Genomic DNA, 18,844 nt, shown 5'->3' with positions numbered 1-18,844 from the left:
GCCCGTGTCCTTGCAGCAGCCCCGCCTCGCCTACACGTACGCCGCGCTGTCGGACGTCGGTCGGCGTCGCACCTCCAACCAGGACTCGGGCTATGCGAGCCCGCACCTGCTCGTCATCGCCGACGGCATGGGCGGCGCGGCCGCCGGCGACCTCGCGTCGTCGGAGGTCATGCACGTGGTGCGGCGCCTGGACGGGCCCCCGCCGGGCGACGTGATCGAGGCGCTCGCGGGTGCGGTGCACCGTGCCAACGACCGGCTCGCCGAGGTCATCGAGGACGACCCGAGCGTCGAGGGCATGGGGACCACCCTGACCGCGCTGCTGTGGAACGGTGCGCAGTTCGGGCTCGCCCACATCGGCGACTCCCGTGCCTATCTCATGCGCGACGGGCAGCTCCACCAGATCACCAAGGACCACACGCTGGTCCAGAGCCTCGTGGACGAGGGACGACTCACCCGCGAGGGCGCCCGTACCCACCCCAACCGCTCGCTGATCTTGCGCGTGCTGCTCGGGCGCGACGAGTCCGAGCCCGACCTCACCCTCATCGAGCCGCAGCTCGGCGACCGCTACCTGCTGTGCAGCGACGGTCTGTCCGACATGGTCGACGACGACGCGATCGCGGACGTCCTCCGTACGGCGCCCAACGTCGACGTCGCCGCGGTCGACCTGGTCCAGCGCGCGCTCGTCGGCGGCGGCGCCGACAACGTGACCGTGATCCTCGGCGAGATGGTCGACCCCGAAGCCCCTGTCGACCCGACGCTCGCCTGCGCCGACGAGCAGCCGATGCTCGTCGGTGCCGCCGCCGAGCAGGCCAGGCCCGGGGGCGACACGAGCACGACCGCCACGAGTCTGGACGCGATCCCGCTCCCTCCTGACGAGGTCGGCGTCAACGGCGAGCGAGGCGCCGGGGCGATCACGCGCGATATCGACCCCGAGGCGTTGCGCTACGCCCCGCGTGCGCCGCGCCGCCACATCTGGCTGCGTCGTCTCGTCGTCGTCGCGCTCGTCGTCGCCCTGCTCGCCGCGGCCGCCAAGCTCGCGTGGGACTGGACCCAGCACCAGTACTACGTCGGCACCGAGAACGGCGTCGTCGTGATCTACCGGGGCATCCAGGCCGACCTCCCGCTCATCGACGTCGACAGCGTCGAGGAGGTCTCCGACGTCCGCGTCGACGCCCTCCCGACCTTCCGCGCCAACCAGGTCAAGAAGGGCATCGCGTCCACCTCGCTGACCGACGCCCGTGACACGGTCACCACGCTGCGCGACATCGCGACACTGTGCGCCGACCCGGCACAGGCCAACCTGCCCGGCAACGAGTGCGGTGGTGCGGAGTGAGCAACCCCGCCACCACTCCCGCCGTCGTCCACCGCAAGCGTCGAGGGGCGGAGGCCCTCCTCATCGCGCTCGCGCTCGTGATCGTCATCTTCGCGTTCTGCGCCGTCGGGCTCGGCGCGCGCGGCAAGATCCCCGGGTTCGTTGCGGGGCTCGCGGTCCTTCTCGTGGTCATCGCGGTCGCGACCCACCTCGTCGTCCGCTTCGTGGCCCCGTACGCCGACCCTGTGCTCGTGCCGCTCGTCGTCGCCCTCAACGGGCTCGGCATCGCGATGATCTACCGCCTCGACCTCGCACGCCTCGACAGTCTCGGCGACGAGGCCAAGCAGTTCGCGGGCAAGCAGGTCATGTGGACGGCGATGGGCCTGGCGCTGTTCGTGGCCGTGCTGCTGATCGTGCGCGACCACCGCAAGCTCCAGGCCTACACCTACACGTTCGGCCTCGCGGCGCTCGTCCTGCTGATCCTGCCGCTGCTGCCGGTGATCGGGACGCAGATCAACGGCGCCCGGATCTGGATCCGCGTGGGGGGCTTCAGCCTGCAGCCGGGCGAGTTCGCCAAGATCTGCCTGGCGATCTTCTTCGCCGGCTACCTCGTCGTGAAGCGCGACGCCCTGGCGCTGGCGGGCCGGCGCTTCATGGGCATCGACTTCCCCCGCGGGCGCGACCTCGGCCCGATCCTCGCCGCCTGGGTGGTCAGCCTCGGTGTCCTGATCCTCCAGCGCGACCTCGGCTCGTCGCTGCTCTTCTTCGGGCTGTTCGTCGTGATGCTCTACGTCGCCACGGAGCGCCCCGGCTGGCTCGTCGTCGGCATGTCGCTGTTCCTCGGCGGCGCTCTCTTCGCCGCGACCACGTTCAGCCACGTCCAGAGCCGTGTCGACGCCTGGCTGAGCCCGTTCCCGGTGACCGACGGCACATTCCAGCTGACCCAGGGTCTGTACGGCATGGCGTGGGGCGGCCTGCTCGGACGCGGTCTCGGCGAGGGCAATCCCTACCTCACACCGTTCGCCTACTCCGACTTCATCTTCGCCTCGTTCGCAGAGGAGCTCGGGCTTGCCGGCGCGATGGCGATCCTGCTGATGTACGGCCTGATCGTGGAGCGCGGCCTGCGCATCGCGCTGCTGTGCCGTGACGCGTTCGGCAAGCTGCTCGCGACCGGCCTCGCGGTCTCGTTCGCGCTCCAGGTCTTCGTCGTCATCGGCGGCGTCACCCGGATCATTCCGCTGACCGGTCTGACCACACCGTTCATGTCGTACGGAGGCTCGTCGATCCTTGCAAACTGGGCGATCATCGCCCTCCTGCTCCGCATCAGCGACCAGAGCCGACGCCCGCCTCCGGAGGCGGCCCCGATGCAGATGGACGACGCGACCCAGGTGGTGAAGCTGTGAACCGGCCGATCCGTGTGATGTCGATCGTGTGCCTGGTGCTGTTCACCGCCCTGCTCATCGGCGTGAACTACATCCAGTTCGTCGAGGCCGACACGCTGAACGCCAAGAACGGCAACCGCCGCGTGATCGACGAGGAGTTCGCCCGCGAGCGAGGCCCCATCCTCGTCGGCGACCGCCCGATCGCCGAGAGCGTCCCGGTCGACGACCAGTGGAAGTTCCAGCGCCGCTACCCCGAGGCCAAGCTGTACGCCGACATCACCGGCTACTTCAGCTACACCTTCGGGCGCAGCGGGCTCGAGCAGTCCCAGAACGACATCCTGTCCGGCAGCGACAACCGGCTCTTCGTCAACCGCGTCGTCGACCTCATCGGGTCCAACCAACCGCGCGGCGGCAGCGTCTCGGTGACGATCAACCGCCGTGCACAGCGGGCGGCCGCCGAGGGGATCGAGAACCTGCCCGGCAACGCCAAGGGCGCCGTCGTCGCGCTCGATCCGAGCACCGGCGCGATCCTCGCGATGACCGGCAGCCCCACCTACAACCCCAACCTCCTCGCCAGCCACAACCTGGACGAGGTATCGAAGGCCTGGAAGCGGCTCGACGCCGACAAGGACAAGCCGATGCTCAACCGGAGCACGCAGCAGATCCTGCCGCCGGGCTCGACCTTCAAGATCGTCACCGCCGCGGCGGCCATGGAGAAGCTCAACCTGAACCCCGACAGCGTCGTCAAGGGTGGACGCGGACTGACCGCGCCCGGTTTCGGGTCGTACGTGCTCCGCAACCAGGGCGGCGGCAACTGTGGCGGCCCGCGCATCACGCTGACCCAGGCCCTCGAGGTCTCGTGCAACGTCACGTTCGGCGACCTTGCCATGAAGGTCGGCCAGGACGACATGGAGCGCCAGTCCGACGCCTTCGGGTTCGGTGCGCGCGACCTCGACCAGCTCCCGATGAGCCCCAGCCAGTTCACCTCCGACCCCGATGTCGAGCTCGAGGCGCCGCAGCTCGCGCAGAGCGGCATCGGCCAGTTCGAGGTCGCGGCGACACCGCTGCAGATGGCGATGGCCACCGGAGCGATCGCCAACGGCGGTGCCCTCATGAAGCCCTACCTCGTCTCGACCGTCCGCTCGCCCGACCTCAAGACGATCGAGACGGCTAAGCCCGAGAAGATCCGCGACGCGGTCTCCAGCCGTACGGCGACGGGCCTGTCGCAGATGCTCGTCGACGTCGTCGAGAACGGCACCGGCGGGTCTGCGGCGATCCCGGGGATCGAGGTCGGAGGCAAGACCGGCACGGCGCAGTCGACCGCCGACCGCCCGCCGTACGCATGGTTCATCTCGTTCGCCCCGGCAGACGACCCCAAGGTTGCGGTCGCTGTCGTCGTCGAGTCGTCGAGCACTGGTCGCGACGACATCTCGGGCGGCCGCCTGGCCGGCCCGATCGCCCGATCAGTGATGCAGGCGGTGCTCGACCGATGAACGTCGATGCTCGGGACTTCACCGCCGAGCCGCTATTTTTGAGCAGTTGCCATGAAGGAAGCAGGAGACGATGACCGAAACGCCCACCGGCCCGGGTCAGGGCTACGCAGGGCCTCCGGGTGCGTACGGCCGCCTCGGCGACCGCTACGAGATCGGCGGTCTGCTGGGCAGTGGCGGTATGGCCGAGGTCCGGATCGGACGCGACCTGCGGCTCGGCCGCACCGTGGCGATCAAGCGCCTGCGCATCGACCTGGCCAGCGACCCGACCTTCCTCGCGCGCTTCCGGCGCGAGGCGCAGTCCGCAGCCGCCCTCAACCACCCCTCGATCGTCGCCGTCTACGACACCGGTGAGGCCACCGGCCCCGACGGCCACACCGTGCCGTTCATCGTCATGGAGTACGTCGAGGGTCGGACGCTGCGCGACCTCCTTCGCGAGATGGAGCGCGAGGGGCGCAAGATCCTCCCCGAGCGCACCCTCGAGATCACCGCAGACATCCTGGCGGCGCTCGACTACAGCCACCGTGCCGGCATCATCCACCGTGACATCAAGCCCGCCAACGTGATGCTCACGCCGTCGGGCCAGGTCAAGGTGATGGACTTCGGCATCGCCCGCGCCATCGCCGACACCTCGTCGGCGATGACGCAGACCGCCGCCGTCGTCGGCACCGCGCAATATCTCTCGCCCGAGCAGGCGCGCGGCGAGACCGTGGACGCGCGCAGCGACATCTACTCGACCGGTTGCCTCCTTTACGAGCTGCTGACCGGCCGCCCGCCGTTCCAGGGCGACAGCCCCGTCTCGGTGGCCTATCAGCACGTCCGCGAGGTGGCACCGCCGCCGTCGACGTTCAACCCCGAGGTCAGCCCGGCCGTCGACCGCGTCGTCGCGACGGCGCTCGCCAAGCGCACCGACGAGCGCTACCAGAGCGCGGCCGCGATGCGTGCCGACATCGAGCGTGTCCTCGCCGGCCAGCCGACCGCCGCCTCGGCCGCTCCGACCGCGCAGTACGCCCCGGTCCCGGCGGCTCCGGCCACCGAGGCACTGGCCCCTGCCAACCTCCCCCCGGCCTCGGACGAGGACGAGGGCAAGAGCAAGCGCTGGATCTGGGTCGTCTCGGCCATCGCGGCCCTGCTCGTCATCGGCCTGGCAGCGTGGGGCATCCCCAAGCTGATGGGCGAGAACGAGCCGCCTGTCGACATGGTCACGGTGCCCGACGTCACCGGCAAGACCCAGGAGGCCGCCGAGCGCGAGCTCACCGGCGAGACGTACGGCTTCAAGACGACCGTCAGCACCCAGCCCAGCTCTGACATCGACAAGGGCGAGGTGATCGCGACCAACCCGGCCGCCGAGGACGAGGTCGAGAAGGGCAGCGACGTCGAGATCATCGTCAGTGCCGGACCTGAGCGGGTCGAGGTCCCGTACCTCGTCGGCAAGCGCCTCAAGGAGGCCCGCGCCGAGCTCGAGGCCGTCGGGCTGAAGTCGGACGTCGTCCAGCAGGAGAGCGACTCTCCCAAGAACGAGGTCCTCAAGACCGATCCCGTCCCGGGCGCCAAGGTCGACCCCGGCACGTCGGTCACGCTGACCGTCTCGAAGGGCAAGACCGAGATCCCGAACGTCGTCGGCAAGACGCGCGAAGAGGCTGAGCAGCTCCTCCGCGACGCCGGGTTCGAGGTCCGCGTCTTCGAGACCGACTCCGACCAGCCGGCCGGCACGGTCATCGAGCAGATCCCCGGCTCGGGCCAGGCGGACCCGGGCACGCAGATCGTCCTGACAGTCTCGCGCGGTCCCCAGACGACGGATCCGAACATCCCGCCGACCGAACCGACCGATCCGATGTTCCCCGACGGTGACGGCGGCTAGCCCTCTCCCGTCCGCCCAAGAGGCCCCGAGTCCTTCCGGACTCGGGGCCTCTTGCGTATGCCCTCCGCCCCACACGTCTGTGGATGAAGCTGGGGAAACCTCTGTGGATCACCCAGGTCAGGGGCTGTGAACACAGTTTTCCCCGCGCTGTGGACGACGCTTTTCTTCCTATACCTCCCTGTTTGCGCCGCCCGTGAGGACGCAAAAAACCCCGGATTCCGAAGAACCCGGGGTTTGCCTCTCCACAGGGGTTATCCCCACTGTGGAGAACTACACCGCTGTAGTTAACGGTGTCGAGGCAGCGTCACTCCCACTTCATCGCGAAGCCGAAAGCGGCCACGATGAAGCCCATCCCGATCACGAGGTTCCAGCTCGAGAGATCCTTCATGACAGGGATCTCGTTACCGGCGGTGTAGAAGGCGACGATCCAGACCAGGCCGATCACGGCGCACGCGATCATCGCCGGCGCCGCCCAGCGGTTGCCGATCTTCTTGGGCTTGACCGGGGTACGGCGGTCCGGCGTGGCGGCCTCCGCAGCGGCCTCGCGCTTGGCAGGATTGCCCGACCGTGCAGCGGACTTGTTGGACTCGGCTTCGGACACGAGGACACCTCAGAGAGACAGGCACCCCGGGGTCGGGGCGGCATGGGCAGTTGGTTCTGTCGGCTAGCGTAGTCGGCGCACCTCGGCGGAGTGAAGGAGAGCGTCGTGACCGTCCCAGACAAGGAGCCCGCTGCGCCGCGGGCACCCCTGTCGTGGCGCGTCGCTGTGCCCGTGACGACGGCCCTCGCCGGCGTCCTCTTCGTGACCAGTGCGATCAGCTCCGAGGGCGACGACCTGCGCCAGGAGAAGACCGATCTGCCCACTCTCGTCGAGCAGCGGCGCGAGAACGTCGCCTCGCAGCAGCAGGTCGTCGACGACCTCAGCGCGCAGATCGCCTCGCTCACCGACGAGGTCGACAATGCCGAGGTCTCCAAGGCCCGCAAGGAGACCCGCGCACTGCGCGGGCCGGCCGGCTTCACCGAGGTGAGCGGGCCGGGGCTCCGCATTGCGCTCGAGGACGCGCCCCGCGAGGTCGACGAGCCGGGGCTCGACCCCAACCTGCTCGTGGTGCACCAGCAGGACATCCAGGCATTCGTCAACGCCCTCTGGGAGGGCGGCGCGACGGCCGTCACGCTCCAGGGCCAGCGGCTCATCTCGACCACGGGCATCAAGTGCGTCGGCAACACCGTCATCCTGAACGGCGTCCCGTACTCACCGCCGTACGTCATCGAGGGCGTCGGCCCGATCGACGACCTGTACGGCGGGCTCTCGCGCTCCGGCGCGGTCCAGACCTACCAGGACTACGCCGACCGCTACCAGCTTGGCATGACGATCACACCGAAGGACGAGGTCGTCGCCCCCGCCTACTCGGGGACGGTCGACCTCCAGCACGCCCAGGTGGTCGAGTGACGGTCAGCTCAGCTGGAGCGTCCGCGCCACTGTCGCCCCGATGATCGCGGCCCAGATCGCGCCGAACGCTGCGCACTGGACGAGGTTGCGCCGCGCCCGCGGGGCGTACGCGAAGACCGCTCCCAGCACCAGGCCCGTGACGAAGCCGCCGAGGTGCCCCTGCCAGCTGATGTTGGGGACGATGAAGGTGATCGCCGCGTTGATCGCGACCAGCGCGAGGAGGCCGCGTACGTCCTGCCCCTGCTTGTACATGACGACGAGCGCCATCCCAAACAGGGCGAAGATCGCGCCCGATGCCCCGAGCGTCGTCTGGTGCGGTGTCGAGAGCCAGTAGACGAAGACCGATGCGGCGACGGCCGACGTGAGATAGGCCAGAAGGAACCGCGCCGTCCCGAGGTAGCGCTCCAGCACCGGACCGAACAGGTAGAGCGCGTACATGTTGAACGCGATGTGCAGGATGCTTGCGTGCAGGAAGGCTGACGAGAGCATCCGCCAGTAGGCGCCGTCGGCGACACCGTCCATCAGCGCGACCGAGCCGTCATCGAGTGGGAAAGCAGCGGAGTCGCCGAGCATCACCCCCCACTCCCAGAGCGGGGACTGCCACAAGCCGCCGGTGGCCATCATCAGCAGGAATGCGACGACGTTGAGGCCGATCAGGCTCAGCGTCACGACACCCGGACGGCCCGGAACCAGCCCGCCGCCTGCCGTACGGGCCTGACGCACCCCTGCCTGACCTTCGCGCAGGCAGTTCGGGCACTGGAAGCCGACCGAGGCCTCGCCCATGCAGTCAGGACAGATCGGTCGACCGCACCGCTGGCACGAGATGTAGGTCTCGCGGTCCGGGTGGAGGTAGCAGCGGGGCGGCACCGGCTGGGGTGCCGCCCCGGCGTCGTGCGGGGAGTGGGTCATCGACGGTGGAGGTCAGGCCTCGTCGAAGACGACCGACTCGATGACGACGGGCTCGGCGGGTCGGTCGAGCCGGCCGGTCGGCGTCGAGCCGATCGCGTCCACGACCGCCTTGCTCGCGTCGTCGGCGACCTCGCCGAAGATCGTGTGGCGGCGGTTGAGGTGCGGGGTGGCCACCGTCGTGATGAAGAACTGCGAGCCGTTGGTGTTGGCACCCGCGTTCGCCATCGCGAGCAGGTAGGGACGGTCGAACTGGAGCTCGGGGTGGAACTCGTCCTCGAACTCGTAACCCGGGCCGCCGGTGCCGTTGCCCTTGGGGTCGCCGCCCTGGATCATGAACTGGTCGATGACGCGGTGGAAGATCGTCCCGTCGTACAGGGGATCGTTGCGCTCGGCCCCCGTCTCGGGGTCCTTCCACGTCTTCGTGCCCTTGGCGAGCCCGACGAAGTTGTCCACGGTCTTCGGAGCGTGGTTCGGGAAGAGCCGGATGGTGATGTCGCCACGGTTCGTCTTGAGGGTGACGGTCGACTGGTCTGCCACGGTTGCCTCTCGCTCGGGAACTCTGGTTTCCATCTTCCCACGCGGCACCACAGCCGGACGCGCAGTGGGGGACGCCTCAGGTTAGACAGCCGCAGTTGCGGGCACCGGCACGGTGACCACGACGTCGGTACGGTGTTGACAAAGAGAACGCTGTCCATGGGAAAGGCCAACCATGTTGCTGCGCAAGAAGAAGTCCAAGAGCGAGGAGTTCGCGGAGAAGGCCGGGGAGTTCTGGGAGAGCGCATCCCAGTCCATCTCCGAAGCGGCAACCTCGGTGGCGAGCACGGTCGGACCTCGCCTCGAAGAAGCCCGGGAAGCTGCGGCACCCGTCCTCGCTGACGCACAGGAGCGTGCTGCCGAGGCCAGGGAGCTGTCGCGCCGCAAGGCCAAGAAGGCCAAGAAGCGCGCTGCCGCCCTCGCTGCTGTCGCTGCCACCGCTGCGGCGGCGAAGGCAGAGGAGCACGCCGGCGCCGATGACGACGAGCCGAAGAAGAAGAAGCACCGCCTGCGGAAGTTTGTCGTGCTCGCCGCGATCAGCGGGGCGATCGCGTTCGCGGTCAAGAAGCTGACGGCGCCTCCGTCGGGTGGCAGCTATACGCCGCCGCCTCCGCCGCCGGAGCCCGTACGCCCGACCGGCGCCACGGTGCCTGCCTCCCCGTCGGCCCCGCAGCCGCCGGAGGGTCAGGACGAGGATGTGATCGTCGACGGCGACGCCGACCCTCGCACCGGCCAGGAGCCCGGGTCCGACAAGATCTGAGGGTGACTGTCACTCTGACGTACGAGCCGAGCGGCGCCGCGATCCTCACCTTCGCGGCGCCGCCGGTGAACCTCTACTCGCTCGCGCTCCACGAGGCGTTCGAGGAGGCGCTCGACAGCCTGGCCGCAGACCCGCCGCGTGCGCTGCTGATCCGTGCCGAAGGCAAGGTCGTCTCCGGAGGGGTCGACGTCTCGCTCTTTGACGCGCAGACCTCCGCCGCTGAGGGCAAGGTCCTGTTCGACCGGATGCTCGAGCTGCCGCTACGCATCGCCGCGCTCGACTACCCGGTGGTTTTCGCTGCGCACGCGCTGTGCTTGACGTGGGCGCTCGAGGTCGCGCTCGCGTGCGACCTCATTGTGGCCTCCGACCGGGCGAAGTTCGGGCTCGTCGAGAAGGTCGTCGGCCTGACACCGACCATGGGCGGCACGCAGCGCTTCGCGTCGCGCGCCGGCATCGGCCGCGCCAAGGAGTTCGTGATGACGGGCGACCTGTACGACGCCGCGACCCTCGAGCGGTGGGGTGTCGTCAACCGGGTGCACCCCGTCGACGAGCTCGACGCGTCGGTGGCGACGCTCGTCGACTCGCTCGCCTCCGGACCGACGCGCGCCCACGCGGCCACCAAGGACGTCCTGCGCGCGGTCGAGCGGGGAGGTGTCGCCGCGGCGGACGCCGAGATCACCACGATCGCGTCCGCGCTGTACGACACCGCGGACATGCGGACGGCGATCCGCTCGTTCCTCGAGGACGGGCCGGGCCGGGCCACGTACGCCGGCCGCTGACGGACGCTACTGCGCGGCGGTGGCTTCGGCCTCGGCCTCGTACGTGGCCCAGAGCGCGCGGGTGTGCAGGGTGGCGCGGCGCTCGGCCCAGAACGACACGAACGGGATCGTCGCCAGCACCATCGTCGCGACCGTGAAGCCGACGCTCCAGCCGGCCTGCCGGGACAGGATCGCCGTGATCACGAGCAGCACCATGTAGAAGACCCCGTGGATCGGCGAGATCGACGCCGTGAACTCGCCGATGTCGTGCAGGGTCGTGCCCCCGGAGGTGACCATCTTGATGATCCAGCCGCCGACGACGGCGATCACGAAGAAGCTGACGACGAGTGCAAGGACGCGGTACGCGGCAAGTGTCTTGGGCACGCCTTCGAGAGTACCGCCGGGGTTCAACGCCCCGACGGCGACTTCTCTTCGACCGGCTCGGCCTCGCGTGCGCGGGCTCGTGCACGCGCCGCCTCCTGCGCGGCCCGCTTGGCCGCGGGGACGTGCGAGATCGTGACCGTGCCCTCGCGCCGGATGTCCTGGCACATCCGCCACCACATGAGCAACGCGAACGCCCCGAAGATCCACCACTCGATCGCATAGAAGAGGTTGCGCGTCCCGGCGGTGGAGTCGCTCGTCGGCTCGGGAACCGTCGCCGGCGTCAGCGCGGCCGCGTCGGCGGGATCGTGGGCGGTCACGATGCCGTAGCCGCCGTACAGGTCGTACGGCATCTCGTTGACCAGGCGGGGGATGCGGATGCTGTCGAGCGTCCGGGTCTGCACGTCGAACGCCGAGCCGCGCGCGTCGCCCACCTGGAGGACCGCCTCGAGCGAGACCTCGCCCTGCGGCGTCGGCGGGAGCTCTCCTGCCTCGGCCGACCATCCGCGTACGACCAGCAGCGCGGGCTGACGATCGGCGACGGCCGGCTCCACACCGTCGACGACGATCGGGGCGACGAGCCAGTAGCCCTCGCGGCCCTCGTGCTCGCGCCCCTCGATCCACACCTGCTCGTCGGTGGGGCCGTACGTCCCGGTGACGGTCACCGGCTGGTAGTCCGCCGTCGACGTGTACGGATCGTCCGGACCGAGCACGTCCTGGAGCGGCACCGCGACGGTCTTCGTGAGGTTCGCCTGCGCATCGTCGCGCCGTTCTTCGTACGCGCCGAGCTGCCACAATCCCATGAACGTGGTGAACGCGACGGCCACCACGAGCAGGACGTGCAGGCCCCACAGGCGTGACGACAGCCACCCGACTGGCGGGCGAGCGGAGCCGGAACGGCCGGACGGTGACCCAGTCACGCCAACGGAGCCAACGACGGATAGAGCGGGAAGCGATCGGTGAGCACCGCGACGCGCTTGCGCAGCGACTCGACGTCAGCGACCTCGGGCTTGAGCGCCTCGGCGAGGATGTCGGCGACCTCGCGGAACTCGTCGGCTCCGAACCCGCGCGTCGCGAGGGCCGGGGTGCCGAGACGGACGCCGGACGTCACCATCGGCGGGCGCGGGTCGAACGGCACCGCGTTGCGGTTGACCGTGATGCCGACCTCGTGGAGGCGGTCCTCGGCCTGCTGGCCGTCGAGCGTCGAGTCGCGCAGGTCGACCAGCACGAGGTGCACGTCGGTCCCGCCGGTCAGCACGCTGACCCCGGCCTCACGCATGTCGTCGGCGCTGAGTCGCTCGGCGACGATCTGGGCGCCCTTGATCGTGCGCTCCTGACGCTCCTTGAACTCCGGCTGCGCAGCCATCTTGAAGGCGACCGCCTTGGCGGCGATCACGTGCTCCAGCGGACCACCCTGCTGACCGGGGAAGACGGCGGAGCGGATCTTCTTGCCGACCTCCTCGTCGTTGGTGAGGATCACGCCACCGCGCGGACCGCCGAGCGTCTTGTGGGTCGTCGACGTGACGACGTGAGCGTGGGGGACGGGGCTCGGGTGAAGGCCGGTCGCCACGAGGCCGGCGAAGTGCGCCATGTCGACCATGAGCTTGGCGCCGACCTCGTCGGCGATCGCGCGGAACTCGGCGAAGTCGAGCTGGCGCGGGTACGCGGACCAGCCGGCGATGATCAGCTGCGGGCGGTGCTCCTGGGCGAGGCGGCGCACCTCGTCCATGTCGACGCGGTGGGAGGTCTCGTCGACGTGGTAGGCGACGACGTTGTAGAGCTTGCCGGAGAAGTTGAGGCGCATGCCGTGCGTCAGGTGGCCGCCGTGCGCCAGGTCGAGGCCGAGGATCGTGTCGCCGGGCTTGATCAGCGCGTGCATCGCGGCCGCGTTCGCCTGAGCGCCCGAGTGCGGCTGGACGTTGACGTACGAGGCGTCGAAGAGCGCCTTGAGGCGGTCGATCGCGAGGTTCTCGGTGATGTCGACGAACTCGCAGCCGCCGTAGTAGCGCTTGCCCGGGTAGCCCTCGGCGTACTTGTTGGTCATGACGCTGCCCTGGGCCTGCAGCGCGGCCAGGGGTGCGAAGTTCTCCGAGGCGATCATCTCGAGGGTGTCGCGCTGGCGCCCGAGCTCGGCGTCGATCGCGGCGGCGACCTCGGGGTCGAACTCGGCGAGAGTCTGGTTCAGCGGGGAGGGCTGGTTCGTGGTCATCGAGCGGACTCCTGGGCGCGGCGACGGGCGGGGGGCGTTGGTCGCCCCGCCCCAGCCTAACCGGCGCGGCCAGCGGTGGATCCTGTGCGTGGTCCGGGCCGGGCTCCCTGAGAGTTGGTAACAGTCGCGTGAAGGTTGCGCGGCCCGCCTAGGTGCGGCCCAGCACCTGGAGTAGCGTGCCCAGCGGCTGTCCGCCATGCGGACAACCTTCCTGACGAGGCCGCGCGGGACGGAGATTCTCCGGCACGGCCGCTCCGAAACGAGGAGAACGACGTGAAGAAGCTGAGAGCAACAGCCGCTCTCGCGGGTGCCACGGCTCTTGCCCTGGGTGCCTCGGCATGCGGCGCAGGCAACAACGGCGACGAGGACTCGAGCTCGGGCGGCGACAGCATCGTCGTCGGCACGACCGACAAGGTCGTGTCGATCGACCCGGCAGCCTCGTACGACAACGGCTCGCTGATGGTGCAGACGCAGGTCTACCAGTACTTGCTGAACTTCCCTGAGGGCGAGACCCAGCCCCAGCCCGATGCGGCGGAGAAGTGCGAGTTCGACACTCCGACGACCTACACCTGCACGATCAAGGACGGGCTGACGTTCGCGAACGGCAACCCGCTCACCGCCAAGTCGGTCGCGCACTCGTTCCAGCGCATCGTCGACATCGAGGACCCGAACGGCCCCGCGTCGCTCCTCGTCAACATGGCCACGGTCGAGGCCAAGGACGACAAGACGGTCGTCTTCACCCTCAAGACGCCGAACGACCAGACCTTCCCGCAGGTCCTCGTGACCTCGGCAGGCCCGATCGTCGACGAGGCCACCTACCCGGCCGACAAGGCGCTCAGCGATGAGGAGGCCGTCGAGGCCCAGGGCTTCTCTGGTCCTTACACGATCGGGAAGTACGAGAAGGGTCAGCTCGCCGAGTTCAAGGCGCACGACGACTACGACGGGGCCTACAACGACCCCAAGATCGACACGGTCACCCTGAAGACGTACGCCGACAGCAACAACCTCAAGCTCGACATCGAGAAGAAGAACATCGACGTCGCGTGGCGCTCGCTGACACCGACCGACATCGAGAGCCTCGAGGGCGCTGACGGCGTCACCGTCCACAAGGGTGCCGGCGGCGAGCTCCGCTACATCGTCTTCAACCTCAAGACGATGCCGGGCGCCGACGACGCGCAGAAGCTGGCGATCCGCAAGGCCGTCGCCTCGTCGCTCGACCGCGACGCGATCTCCGAGCAGGTCTACAAGGGCACCTACGTGCCGGCGTACTCGCCGATCCCCGAGGGTCTGCCGGGCGCGACCGAGCCGTTCAAGGAGATGTACGGCGACAAGCCCGACAAGGCAGCAGCCCAGAAGTTCCTCACCGACGCCGGGGTCAAGGCGCCGGTGACGATCAACCTCCAGTACAACCCGGACCACTACGGCGGCAGCTCCGACCAGGAGTACAACGAGGTCAAGCGCCAGCTCGAGGACACCGGCCTCTTCAAGGTCGACCTCCAGTCGGCGGAGTGGACGACGTACAACGAGGAGCGCGTCAACGACTCGTACCCCGTCTACCAGCTCGGCTGGTTCCCGGACTTCCCGGACGCGGACAACTACGTGACGCCGTTCTATGACAAGGAGAACTTCATCGGGAACCACTACGAGGACCCGAAGATGACCGCCCTTCTTGCCGCGGAGCGCACTGAGCCCGACAAGGCCAAGCGTGAGGACCTCCTCGGCCAGGTCCAGCAGCTGGCTGCCGAGCAGATCTCGACGCTGCCGCTGCTCACGGGCGCCCAGGTCGCCGTCGCGACCGATGACGTGAAGGGCGTGGAGAACACGCTCGACGCGGCGTTCAAGTTCCGCCTGACCTCGCTGTCGAAGTGACGGCAAGCAAGGTTTGAGCACCACCTGAGGGGCGGGTCCCGGCCGTTGGCCGGGGCTCGCCCCTGTTCGTCTGCACCCCCGAAAACACCTCTCGTGGAAAGTTGAGCCGATGGCGACCACCGAGCTCTTGACCGGGCCCGAGCAGCCCGAGCAGCCCGAGCAGCCCGAGGCGTCCGACGCCCGGCGCCGCTCCGGGGGACTGAGCCCACTGACCCGCTACCTCCTCGTCCGGGTAGCGCTGGTGATCCCGATGATCTGGATCCTCGTCACGTTCGTCTTCTTCCTGATGCGCGTGATCGGCGACCCGATCAGTGCGGCACAGGGCGGGCGGCTCACCCCCGAGCAGATCGCCGAGCGCAAGGCCGCCGCCGGCCTCGACGCCCCGCTCATCCAGCAGTACTGGGACTACCTCGCCGGGATCCTGCGCGGGGACTTCGGCACCGCGATGACCGACGGGCGTTCCATCTCCGACGTCTTCATCGTCAACGGTGCCGCGACCCTCGAGCTCGCCTTCTGGGCGCTGCTCGTGGCGTTCGCGATCGGCGTACCCCTTGGACGCCTCGCGGCTCGGCGCCGCGACACCTGGCCCGACGCCGTCCTGCGGATCTTCTCGATCCTCGTGTACGCGGCTCCGGTCTTCTTCGTCGGCCTGCTTCTCAAGCTCGCGTTCGTGCCGCTGGGTCTCCCTGTCGCAGGCCGCGCGAGCACGTCGGTGGAGCTCGCTCTGCAGGACGTCAACCCGCAGACGCACATCATGATCATCGACGCGATCCTGTGGGGCGATCCCGCGTACGTGTGGGACGTGCTCAAGCACACGATCCTGCCGGCAATCGCCTTGGGCCTGCTCACCGCAGGCGTCTTCCTGAGGCTGGTCCGGGTCAACCTCATCGACACGCTGCGCACCGACCACGTCACCGCGACGCGCGCCCGCGGCATCCCCGAGCGGCGCGTGGTCCGCAAGCACGCGTACCGCAACGCACTCGTCCCAGTCGTCACCGTGATGGGTCTGCAGGTGGCGCTGCTGCTCGGCGGAGCGGTGCTCACCGAGACGACATTCGAGTGGCAGGGGCTCGGCTACACGCTGGCCGAGTATCTGACGAAGCGCGACTTCATCGCCGTCCAAGGCATCGTCACGCTCATCGCCGTCGTCGTGGCGGTCTCGAGCCTGCTGATCGACGTCATCGTCGCCTACGTCGACCCCCGCGTGCGGTTCTGAGGAGTCACCGATGTTTTCTCTGCTCAAGTCCACCCGTGGCCTCCAGCGCGGCATGCTGATCGCCGGCCTGATCCTCGTCACGATCTTCCTGATCCTCGCCGTCTTTGCGCCCTGGCTGGCGCCGTACGGGTTCAACGAGACCCGCGTCGACGGCGTCCCGTTCGGCACCCAGCAGCCGCCGTCGGCCGAGCACTGGTGGGGCACCACCGTGGGCGGCCAGGACGTCCTGTCCCGGGTGATCTACGGCGCGCGCACCGCGGTCGCGGTGATCGTGCTCGCGGTGACGTTCTCGCTGGTGATCGGTGTGCCGCTCGGTCTGCTCTCCGGCTTCCTCTCGGGTCCGCTCGACCGCGCGCTCGTCCTGGTGATGGACGCGCTGTACGCGTTCCCCTCGCTGCTGCTGGCGATCGTGGTCGCGATCGTGGTCGGCGGCGGGTCGTCCGGGGTGGTGGGAGGCGTCCTCGCAGCGGCGATCGCGCTCACCGTCATCTTCATCCCGCAGTACTTCCGCGTGGTCCGCAACGCCACGCTCGCGGTGAAGGTGGAGCCGTACGTCGACGCCGCGCGTGTCGTCGGCACCCGGACCCCCCGCATCCTGTTCCGTCACATCCTCGCCAACGTCCGCGGGTCGGTCCCGGTCATCGCGACGCTCAACGCGTCCGAGGCGATCCTCTGCCTGGCGGCCCTCGGCTTCCTCGGCTTCGGCATCGAGCCGTCGTCGGCCGCCGAGTGGGGCTACGACCTCAACAAGGCGATGTCCGACGCCACCAACGGCATCTGGTGGACGGGAGTGTTCCCCGGGATGGCGATCGTCCTGATGGTGGTGGGCGTGACGCTGGTCGGCGAGAGCCTCAACGACGTGCTCAACCCACTGCTCAAGGCCCGCGGAGGCGACACGACTACCTCGGACGAGGAGGAGATCAGCGCCGAGTACGCCGAGGCCGTCGCCCAGGCCGGCCTCGACGAGGAGGTTGCCGAAGAGGCGGCGGCGGTGGACGAGGACGTACGCCGCGTCGCGACGCTCAGCCTCACCGATCTCGCGGTCTCGTTCCGCACCGGGGCCGCACCCGTGCACGCGGTGAAGGGCGTCAGTTTCGACATCGCTCCTGGAGAGGTGGTCGCGGTCGTCGGCGAGTCCGGCTCCGGCAAGTCGGTGACGTCGCGTGCCGTCATGGGTCTGCTCCCGGCCACTGCCGGCGTGTCGGGCTCGGTGCTGCTGCGGACCGGGGCGAGCGACTCCCGCGAGCTGATCGGGATGTCCGAGCGCAAGCTCCGCGCCGTCCGTGGCGACCAGGTCTCGATGATCTTCCAGGAGCCAGGTACGGCGCTGGACCCGGTCTACACGGTCGGCTGGCAGATCGTGGAGATGATCCGCACGCACCGCGACGTGTCCAAGAAGGAGGCGCGGGCGCGGGCGGTCGAGCTGCTCACCCTCGTTGGGCTCCCTGACCCCGAGCGTCGCGTGGACTACTACCCGCACCAGCTCTCCGGCGGTCAGAAGCAGCGGGTGATGATCGCGATGGCGATCGCCCTCGAGCCGGAGGTCATCATCGCCGACGAGCCGACGACGGCGCTCGACGTGACCGTGCAGGCGTCCATCATCGAGCTGCTGCTCGACCTGCGTGACCGTCTCGGCACCGCGATCGTGCTCATCACCCACAACATGGGTGTGGTCGCCGACGTCGCCGACCGTGCGGTCGTGATGTATCGCGGCGAGATCGTCGAGCAGGCTCCGGTAGACCGGCTGTTCGGCGCGCCTCGCCACCCCTACACCCGCAAGCTGCTCGAAGCTGTCCCACACCTCGGCCAAGGCGCGGGCGCACCGCCCGTGCCCGAGTCGGCGCCGGCGGTGCTGACGCTGCAAGACGTGACCGTCGAGTTCGCCGGGCGGCTCGGCCAGCCGTCGTTCCGCGCGGTCGACGACGTGAACCTGACGGTGCGGCGCGGCGAGGTTCTCGGCCTGGTCGGTGAGTCGGGGAGCGGCAAGTCCACGCTCGGGCGGGTCGCTGTCGGCCTCCAGAAGGTGACCGCCGGCTCCGTGCTCATCGGCGACGAGAACATCACGACGCTGTCCGACCGCCGCCTGCGCCCGCACCGGGGCCGCTTCGGCTTCGTGTTCCAGGACCCGGCCGCCTCGCTGAACCCGCACCTGACGATCAGCGAGTGCGTGGCCGAGCCGCTGAAGGTGCAGAGCGACCTCTCCGCGGCCGACCAGCGGGCCAAGGTCGAGACGCTCCTCGACCGCGTGCAGCTCCCCGCGTCGTACGCTGCTCGCTACCCGCACGAGCTGTCGGGCGGTCAGCGTCAGCGCGTCAGCCTCGCTCGGGCGCTCGCGCTCGATCCCGACCTGCTGATCGCGGACGAGCCGACGTCGGCGCTCGACGTCTCCGTCCAGGCGAAGGTGCTGGAGCTGTTCTCCGAGCTGCAGCGCGAGCTCCAGTTCGCGTGCCTGTTCATCAGCCACGATCTGGCTGTCGTCGATGCACTGGCGAACCGGGTCGCGGTCATGCGGAACGGGCGGATCGTCGAGGAGGGGACGAGGCAGGACGTGCTCCACTCGCCGCGCGAGGAGTACACGCGCCAGCTGATCGCTGCCGTCCCGGTGCCGGACCCCGCAGAGCAGCGGCGCCGTCGCGAAGCGCGCGGAGGTCTGCTCAGCGACGTCGAGTGACGGACGCGCCGGCCCGGTGCACCACCGGGCCGGCGCGCGTAC

16 protein-coding genes are annotated in these 18,844 nt (G+C 69.3%); 10 read left to right on the top strand and 6 right to left on the bottom strand.

Annotated features, from left to right (window positions below):
- Window positions 1-4: 4 nt before the first annotated feature.
- From ACFSDF_RS01135 to pknB, 4 genes are all read left to right on the top strand, one after another.
- Complete coding sequence (locus tag ACFSDF_RS01135; protein ID WP_167000780.1) at window positions 5-1,333, top strand: PP2C family protein-serine/threonine phosphatase; 1,329 nt, start codon at window positions 5-7, stop codon at window positions 1,331-1,333.
- Window positions 1,330-2,715, top strand: coding sequence for an FtsW/RodA/SpoVE family cell cycle protein (locus tag ACFSDF_RS01130; RefSeq protein WP_167000779.1), 1,386 nt, complete (start codon window positions 1,330-1,332; stop codon window positions 2,713-2,715). The genes ACFSDF_RS01135 and ACFSDF_RS01130 overlap by 4 nt, the downstream gene beginning before the upstream one ends.
- Window positions 2,712-4,187, top strand: a complete 1,476-nt coding sequence (locus tag ACFSDF_RS01125) for a peptidoglycan D,D-transpeptidase FtsI family protein (protein ID WP_377155729.1) — start codon at window positions 2,712-2,714, stop codon at window positions 4,185-4,187. Before ACFSDF_RS01130 ends, ACFSDF_RS01125 begins: the two co-directional genes overlap by 4 nt.
- Window positions 4,188-4,257: 70 nt before the next feature.
- Window positions 4,258-6,045, top strand: coding sequence for a Stk1 family PASTA domain-containing Ser/Thr kinase (gene pknB, locus ACFSDF_RS01120; protein ID WP_377155727.1), 1,788 nt, complete (start codon window positions 4,258-4,260; stop codon window positions 6,043-6,045).
- A gap of 304 nt (window positions 6,046-6,349) precedes the next feature.
- On the opposite strand, the gene ACFSDF_RS01115 is transcribed toward pknB, so the two are convergent.
- Entirely contained in the window at window positions 6,350-6,646 is a 297-nt protein-coding gene (locus ACFSDF_RS01115; protein WP_167000773.1) for a cell division protein CrgA, read from the bottom strand.
- Between the two features lie 105 nt (window positions 6,647-6,751).
- Here ACFSDF_RS01115 and ACFSDF_RS01110 point away from each other — a divergent pair, with 105 nt between their 5' ends.
- On the top strand, window positions 6,752-7,495 hold the full coding sequence (locus tag ACFSDF_RS01110) for a DUF881 domain-containing protein (protein ID WP_243842838.1): 744 nt from the start codon (window positions 6,752-6,754) through the stop codon (window positions 7,493-7,495).
- 3 nt (window positions 7,496-7,498) lie between these two features.
- Here the strand turns inward: ACFSDF_RS01110 and ACFSDF_RS01105 are convergent, their stop codons facing one another.
- Both ACFSDF_RS01105 and ACFSDF_RS01100 read right to left on the bottom strand, forming a co-directional pair.
- Window positions 7,499-8,278 carry a rhomboid family intramembrane serine protease gene (locus ACFSDF_RS01105; protein WP_208322212.1) on the bottom strand — a complete coding sequence of 260 codons (780 nt, stop codon included), beginning with the start codon at window positions 8,276-8,278 and terminating at the stop codon, window positions 7,499-7,501.
- A 138-nt stretch (window positions 8,279-8,416) separates the two neighbouring features.
- On the bottom strand, window positions 8,417-8,941 hold the full coding sequence (locus ACFSDF_RS01100; protein ID WP_243842837.1) for a peptidylprolyl isomerase: 525 nt from the start codon (window positions 8,939-8,941) through the stop codon (window positions 8,417-8,419).
- A 172-nt stretch (window positions 8,942-9,113) separates the two neighbouring features.
- Between ACFSDF_RS01100 and ACFSDF_RS01095 the strand changes: the two genes are divergently transcribed.
- Both ACFSDF_RS01095 and ACFSDF_RS01090 read left to right on the top strand, forming a co-directional pair.
- Window positions 9,114-9,698 carry a hypothetical protein gene (locus tag ACFSDF_RS01095; protein ID WP_377155724.1) on the top strand — a complete coding sequence of 195 codons (585 nt, stop codon included), beginning with the start codon at window positions 9,114-9,116 and terminating at the stop codon, window positions 9,696-9,698.
- A 2-nt stretch (window positions 9,699-9,700) separates the two neighbouring features.
- Window positions 9,701-10,477, top strand: coding sequence for an enoyl-CoA hydratase/isomerase family protein (locus ACFSDF_RS01090; protein ID WP_377155723.1), 777 nt, complete (start codon window positions 9,701-9,703; stop codon window positions 10,475-10,477).
- A gap of 6 nt (window positions 10,478-10,483) precedes the next feature.
- Here the strand turns inward: ACFSDF_RS01090 and ACFSDF_RS01085 are convergent, their stop codons facing one another.
- The 3 genes from ACFSDF_RS01085 to glyA are packed head-to-tail and all read right to left on the bottom strand — an operon-like array spanning window position 10,484 to window position 13,046.
- Window positions 10,484-10,840, bottom strand: a complete 357-nt coding sequence (locus ACFSDF_RS01085) for a DUF3817 domain-containing protein (RefSeq protein WP_167000762.1) — start codon at window positions 10,838-10,840, stop codon at window positions 10,484-10,486.
- 23 nt (window positions 10,841-10,863) lie between these two features.
- Window positions 10,864-11,757 (bottom strand): SURF1 family protein, encoded by an 894-nt coding sequence (locus ACFSDF_RS01080; RefSeq protein WP_377155722.1) that lies wholly within the window; start codon window positions 11,755-11,757, stop codon window positions 10,864-10,866.
- Window positions 11,754-13,046, bottom strand: a complete 1,293-nt coding sequence (gene glyA / locus ACFSDF_RS01075; protein ID WP_377155720.1) for a serine hydroxymethyltransferase — start codon at window positions 13,044-13,046, stop codon at window positions 11,754-11,756. Before glyA ends, ACFSDF_RS01080 begins: the two co-directional genes overlap by 4 nt.
- A 273-nt stretch (window positions 13,047-13,319) precedes the next feature.
- Between glyA and ACFSDF_RS01070 the strand changes: the two genes are divergently transcribed.
- The 3 genes from ACFSDF_RS01070 (at window position 13,320) to ACFSDF_RS01060 (ending at window position 18,802) form a co-directional block, all read left to right on the top strand.
- The gene (locus ACFSDF_RS01070; protein WP_377155718.1) at window positions 13,320-14,915 is read left to right on the top strand and encodes an ABC transporter substrate-binding protein; all 1,596 of its coding nucleotides are present in this window, start codon (window positions 13,320-13,322) and stop codon (window positions 14,913-14,915) included.
- 109 nt (window positions 14,916-15,024) lie between these two features.
- Window positions 15,025-16,131, top strand: coding sequence for an ABC transporter permease (locus tag ACFSDF_RS01065; RefSeq protein ID WP_167000754.1), 1,107 nt, complete (start codon window positions 15,025-15,027; stop codon window positions 16,129-16,131).
- Window positions 16,132-16,141: 10 nt separating this feature from the next.
- Window positions 16,142-18,802 carry an ABC transporter ATP-binding protein/permease gene (locus tag ACFSDF_RS01060; protein WP_243842836.1) on the top strand — a complete coding sequence of 887 codons (2,661 nt, stop codon included), beginning with the start codon at window positions 16,142-16,144 and terminating at the stop codon, window positions 18,800-18,802.
- Window positions 18,803-18,844 lie beyond the last annotated feature (42 nt).

The organism is Mumia zhuanghuii, assembly GCF_042681565.1.
Classification (GTDB): Bacteria; Actinomycetota; Actinomycetes; order Propionibacteriales; family Nocardioidaceae; genus Mumia.
Note: the sequence above shows the minus strand (reverse complement) of the source record. Positions and strands in the feature narration are given on the sequence as shown.

What these genes read in the sequence shown, in the direction of transcription:
- pknB (WP_377155727.1), top strand. Translation starts at nt 4,258, where the DNA reads ATGACCGAAACGCCCACCGGCCCGGGTCAGGGCTACGCAGGGCCTCCG.
- ACFSDF_RS01105 (WP_208322212.1), bottom strand. Translation starts at nt 8,278, where the DNA reads ATGGGCGAGGCCTCGGTCGGCTTCCAGTGCCCGAACTGCCTGCGCGAA.
- ACFSDF_RS01095 (WP_377155724.1), top strand. Translation starts at nt 9,114, where the DNA reads ATGTTGCTGCGCAAGAAGAAGTCCAAGAGCGAGGAGTTCGCGGAGAAG.
- glyA (WP_377155720.1), bottom strand. Translation starts at nt 13,046, where the DNA reads ATGACCACGAACCAGCCCTCCCCGCTGAACCAGACTCTCGCCGAGTTC.
- ACFSDF_RS01065 (WP_167000754.1), top strand. Translation starts at nt 15,025, where the DNA reads ATGGCGACCACCGAGCTCTTGACCGGGCCCGAGCAGCCCGAGCAGCCC.
- ACFSDF_RS01060 (WP_243842836.1), top strand. Translation starts at nt 16,142, where the DNA reads ATGTTTTCTCTGCTCAAGTCCACCCGTGGCCTCCAGCGCGGCATGCTG.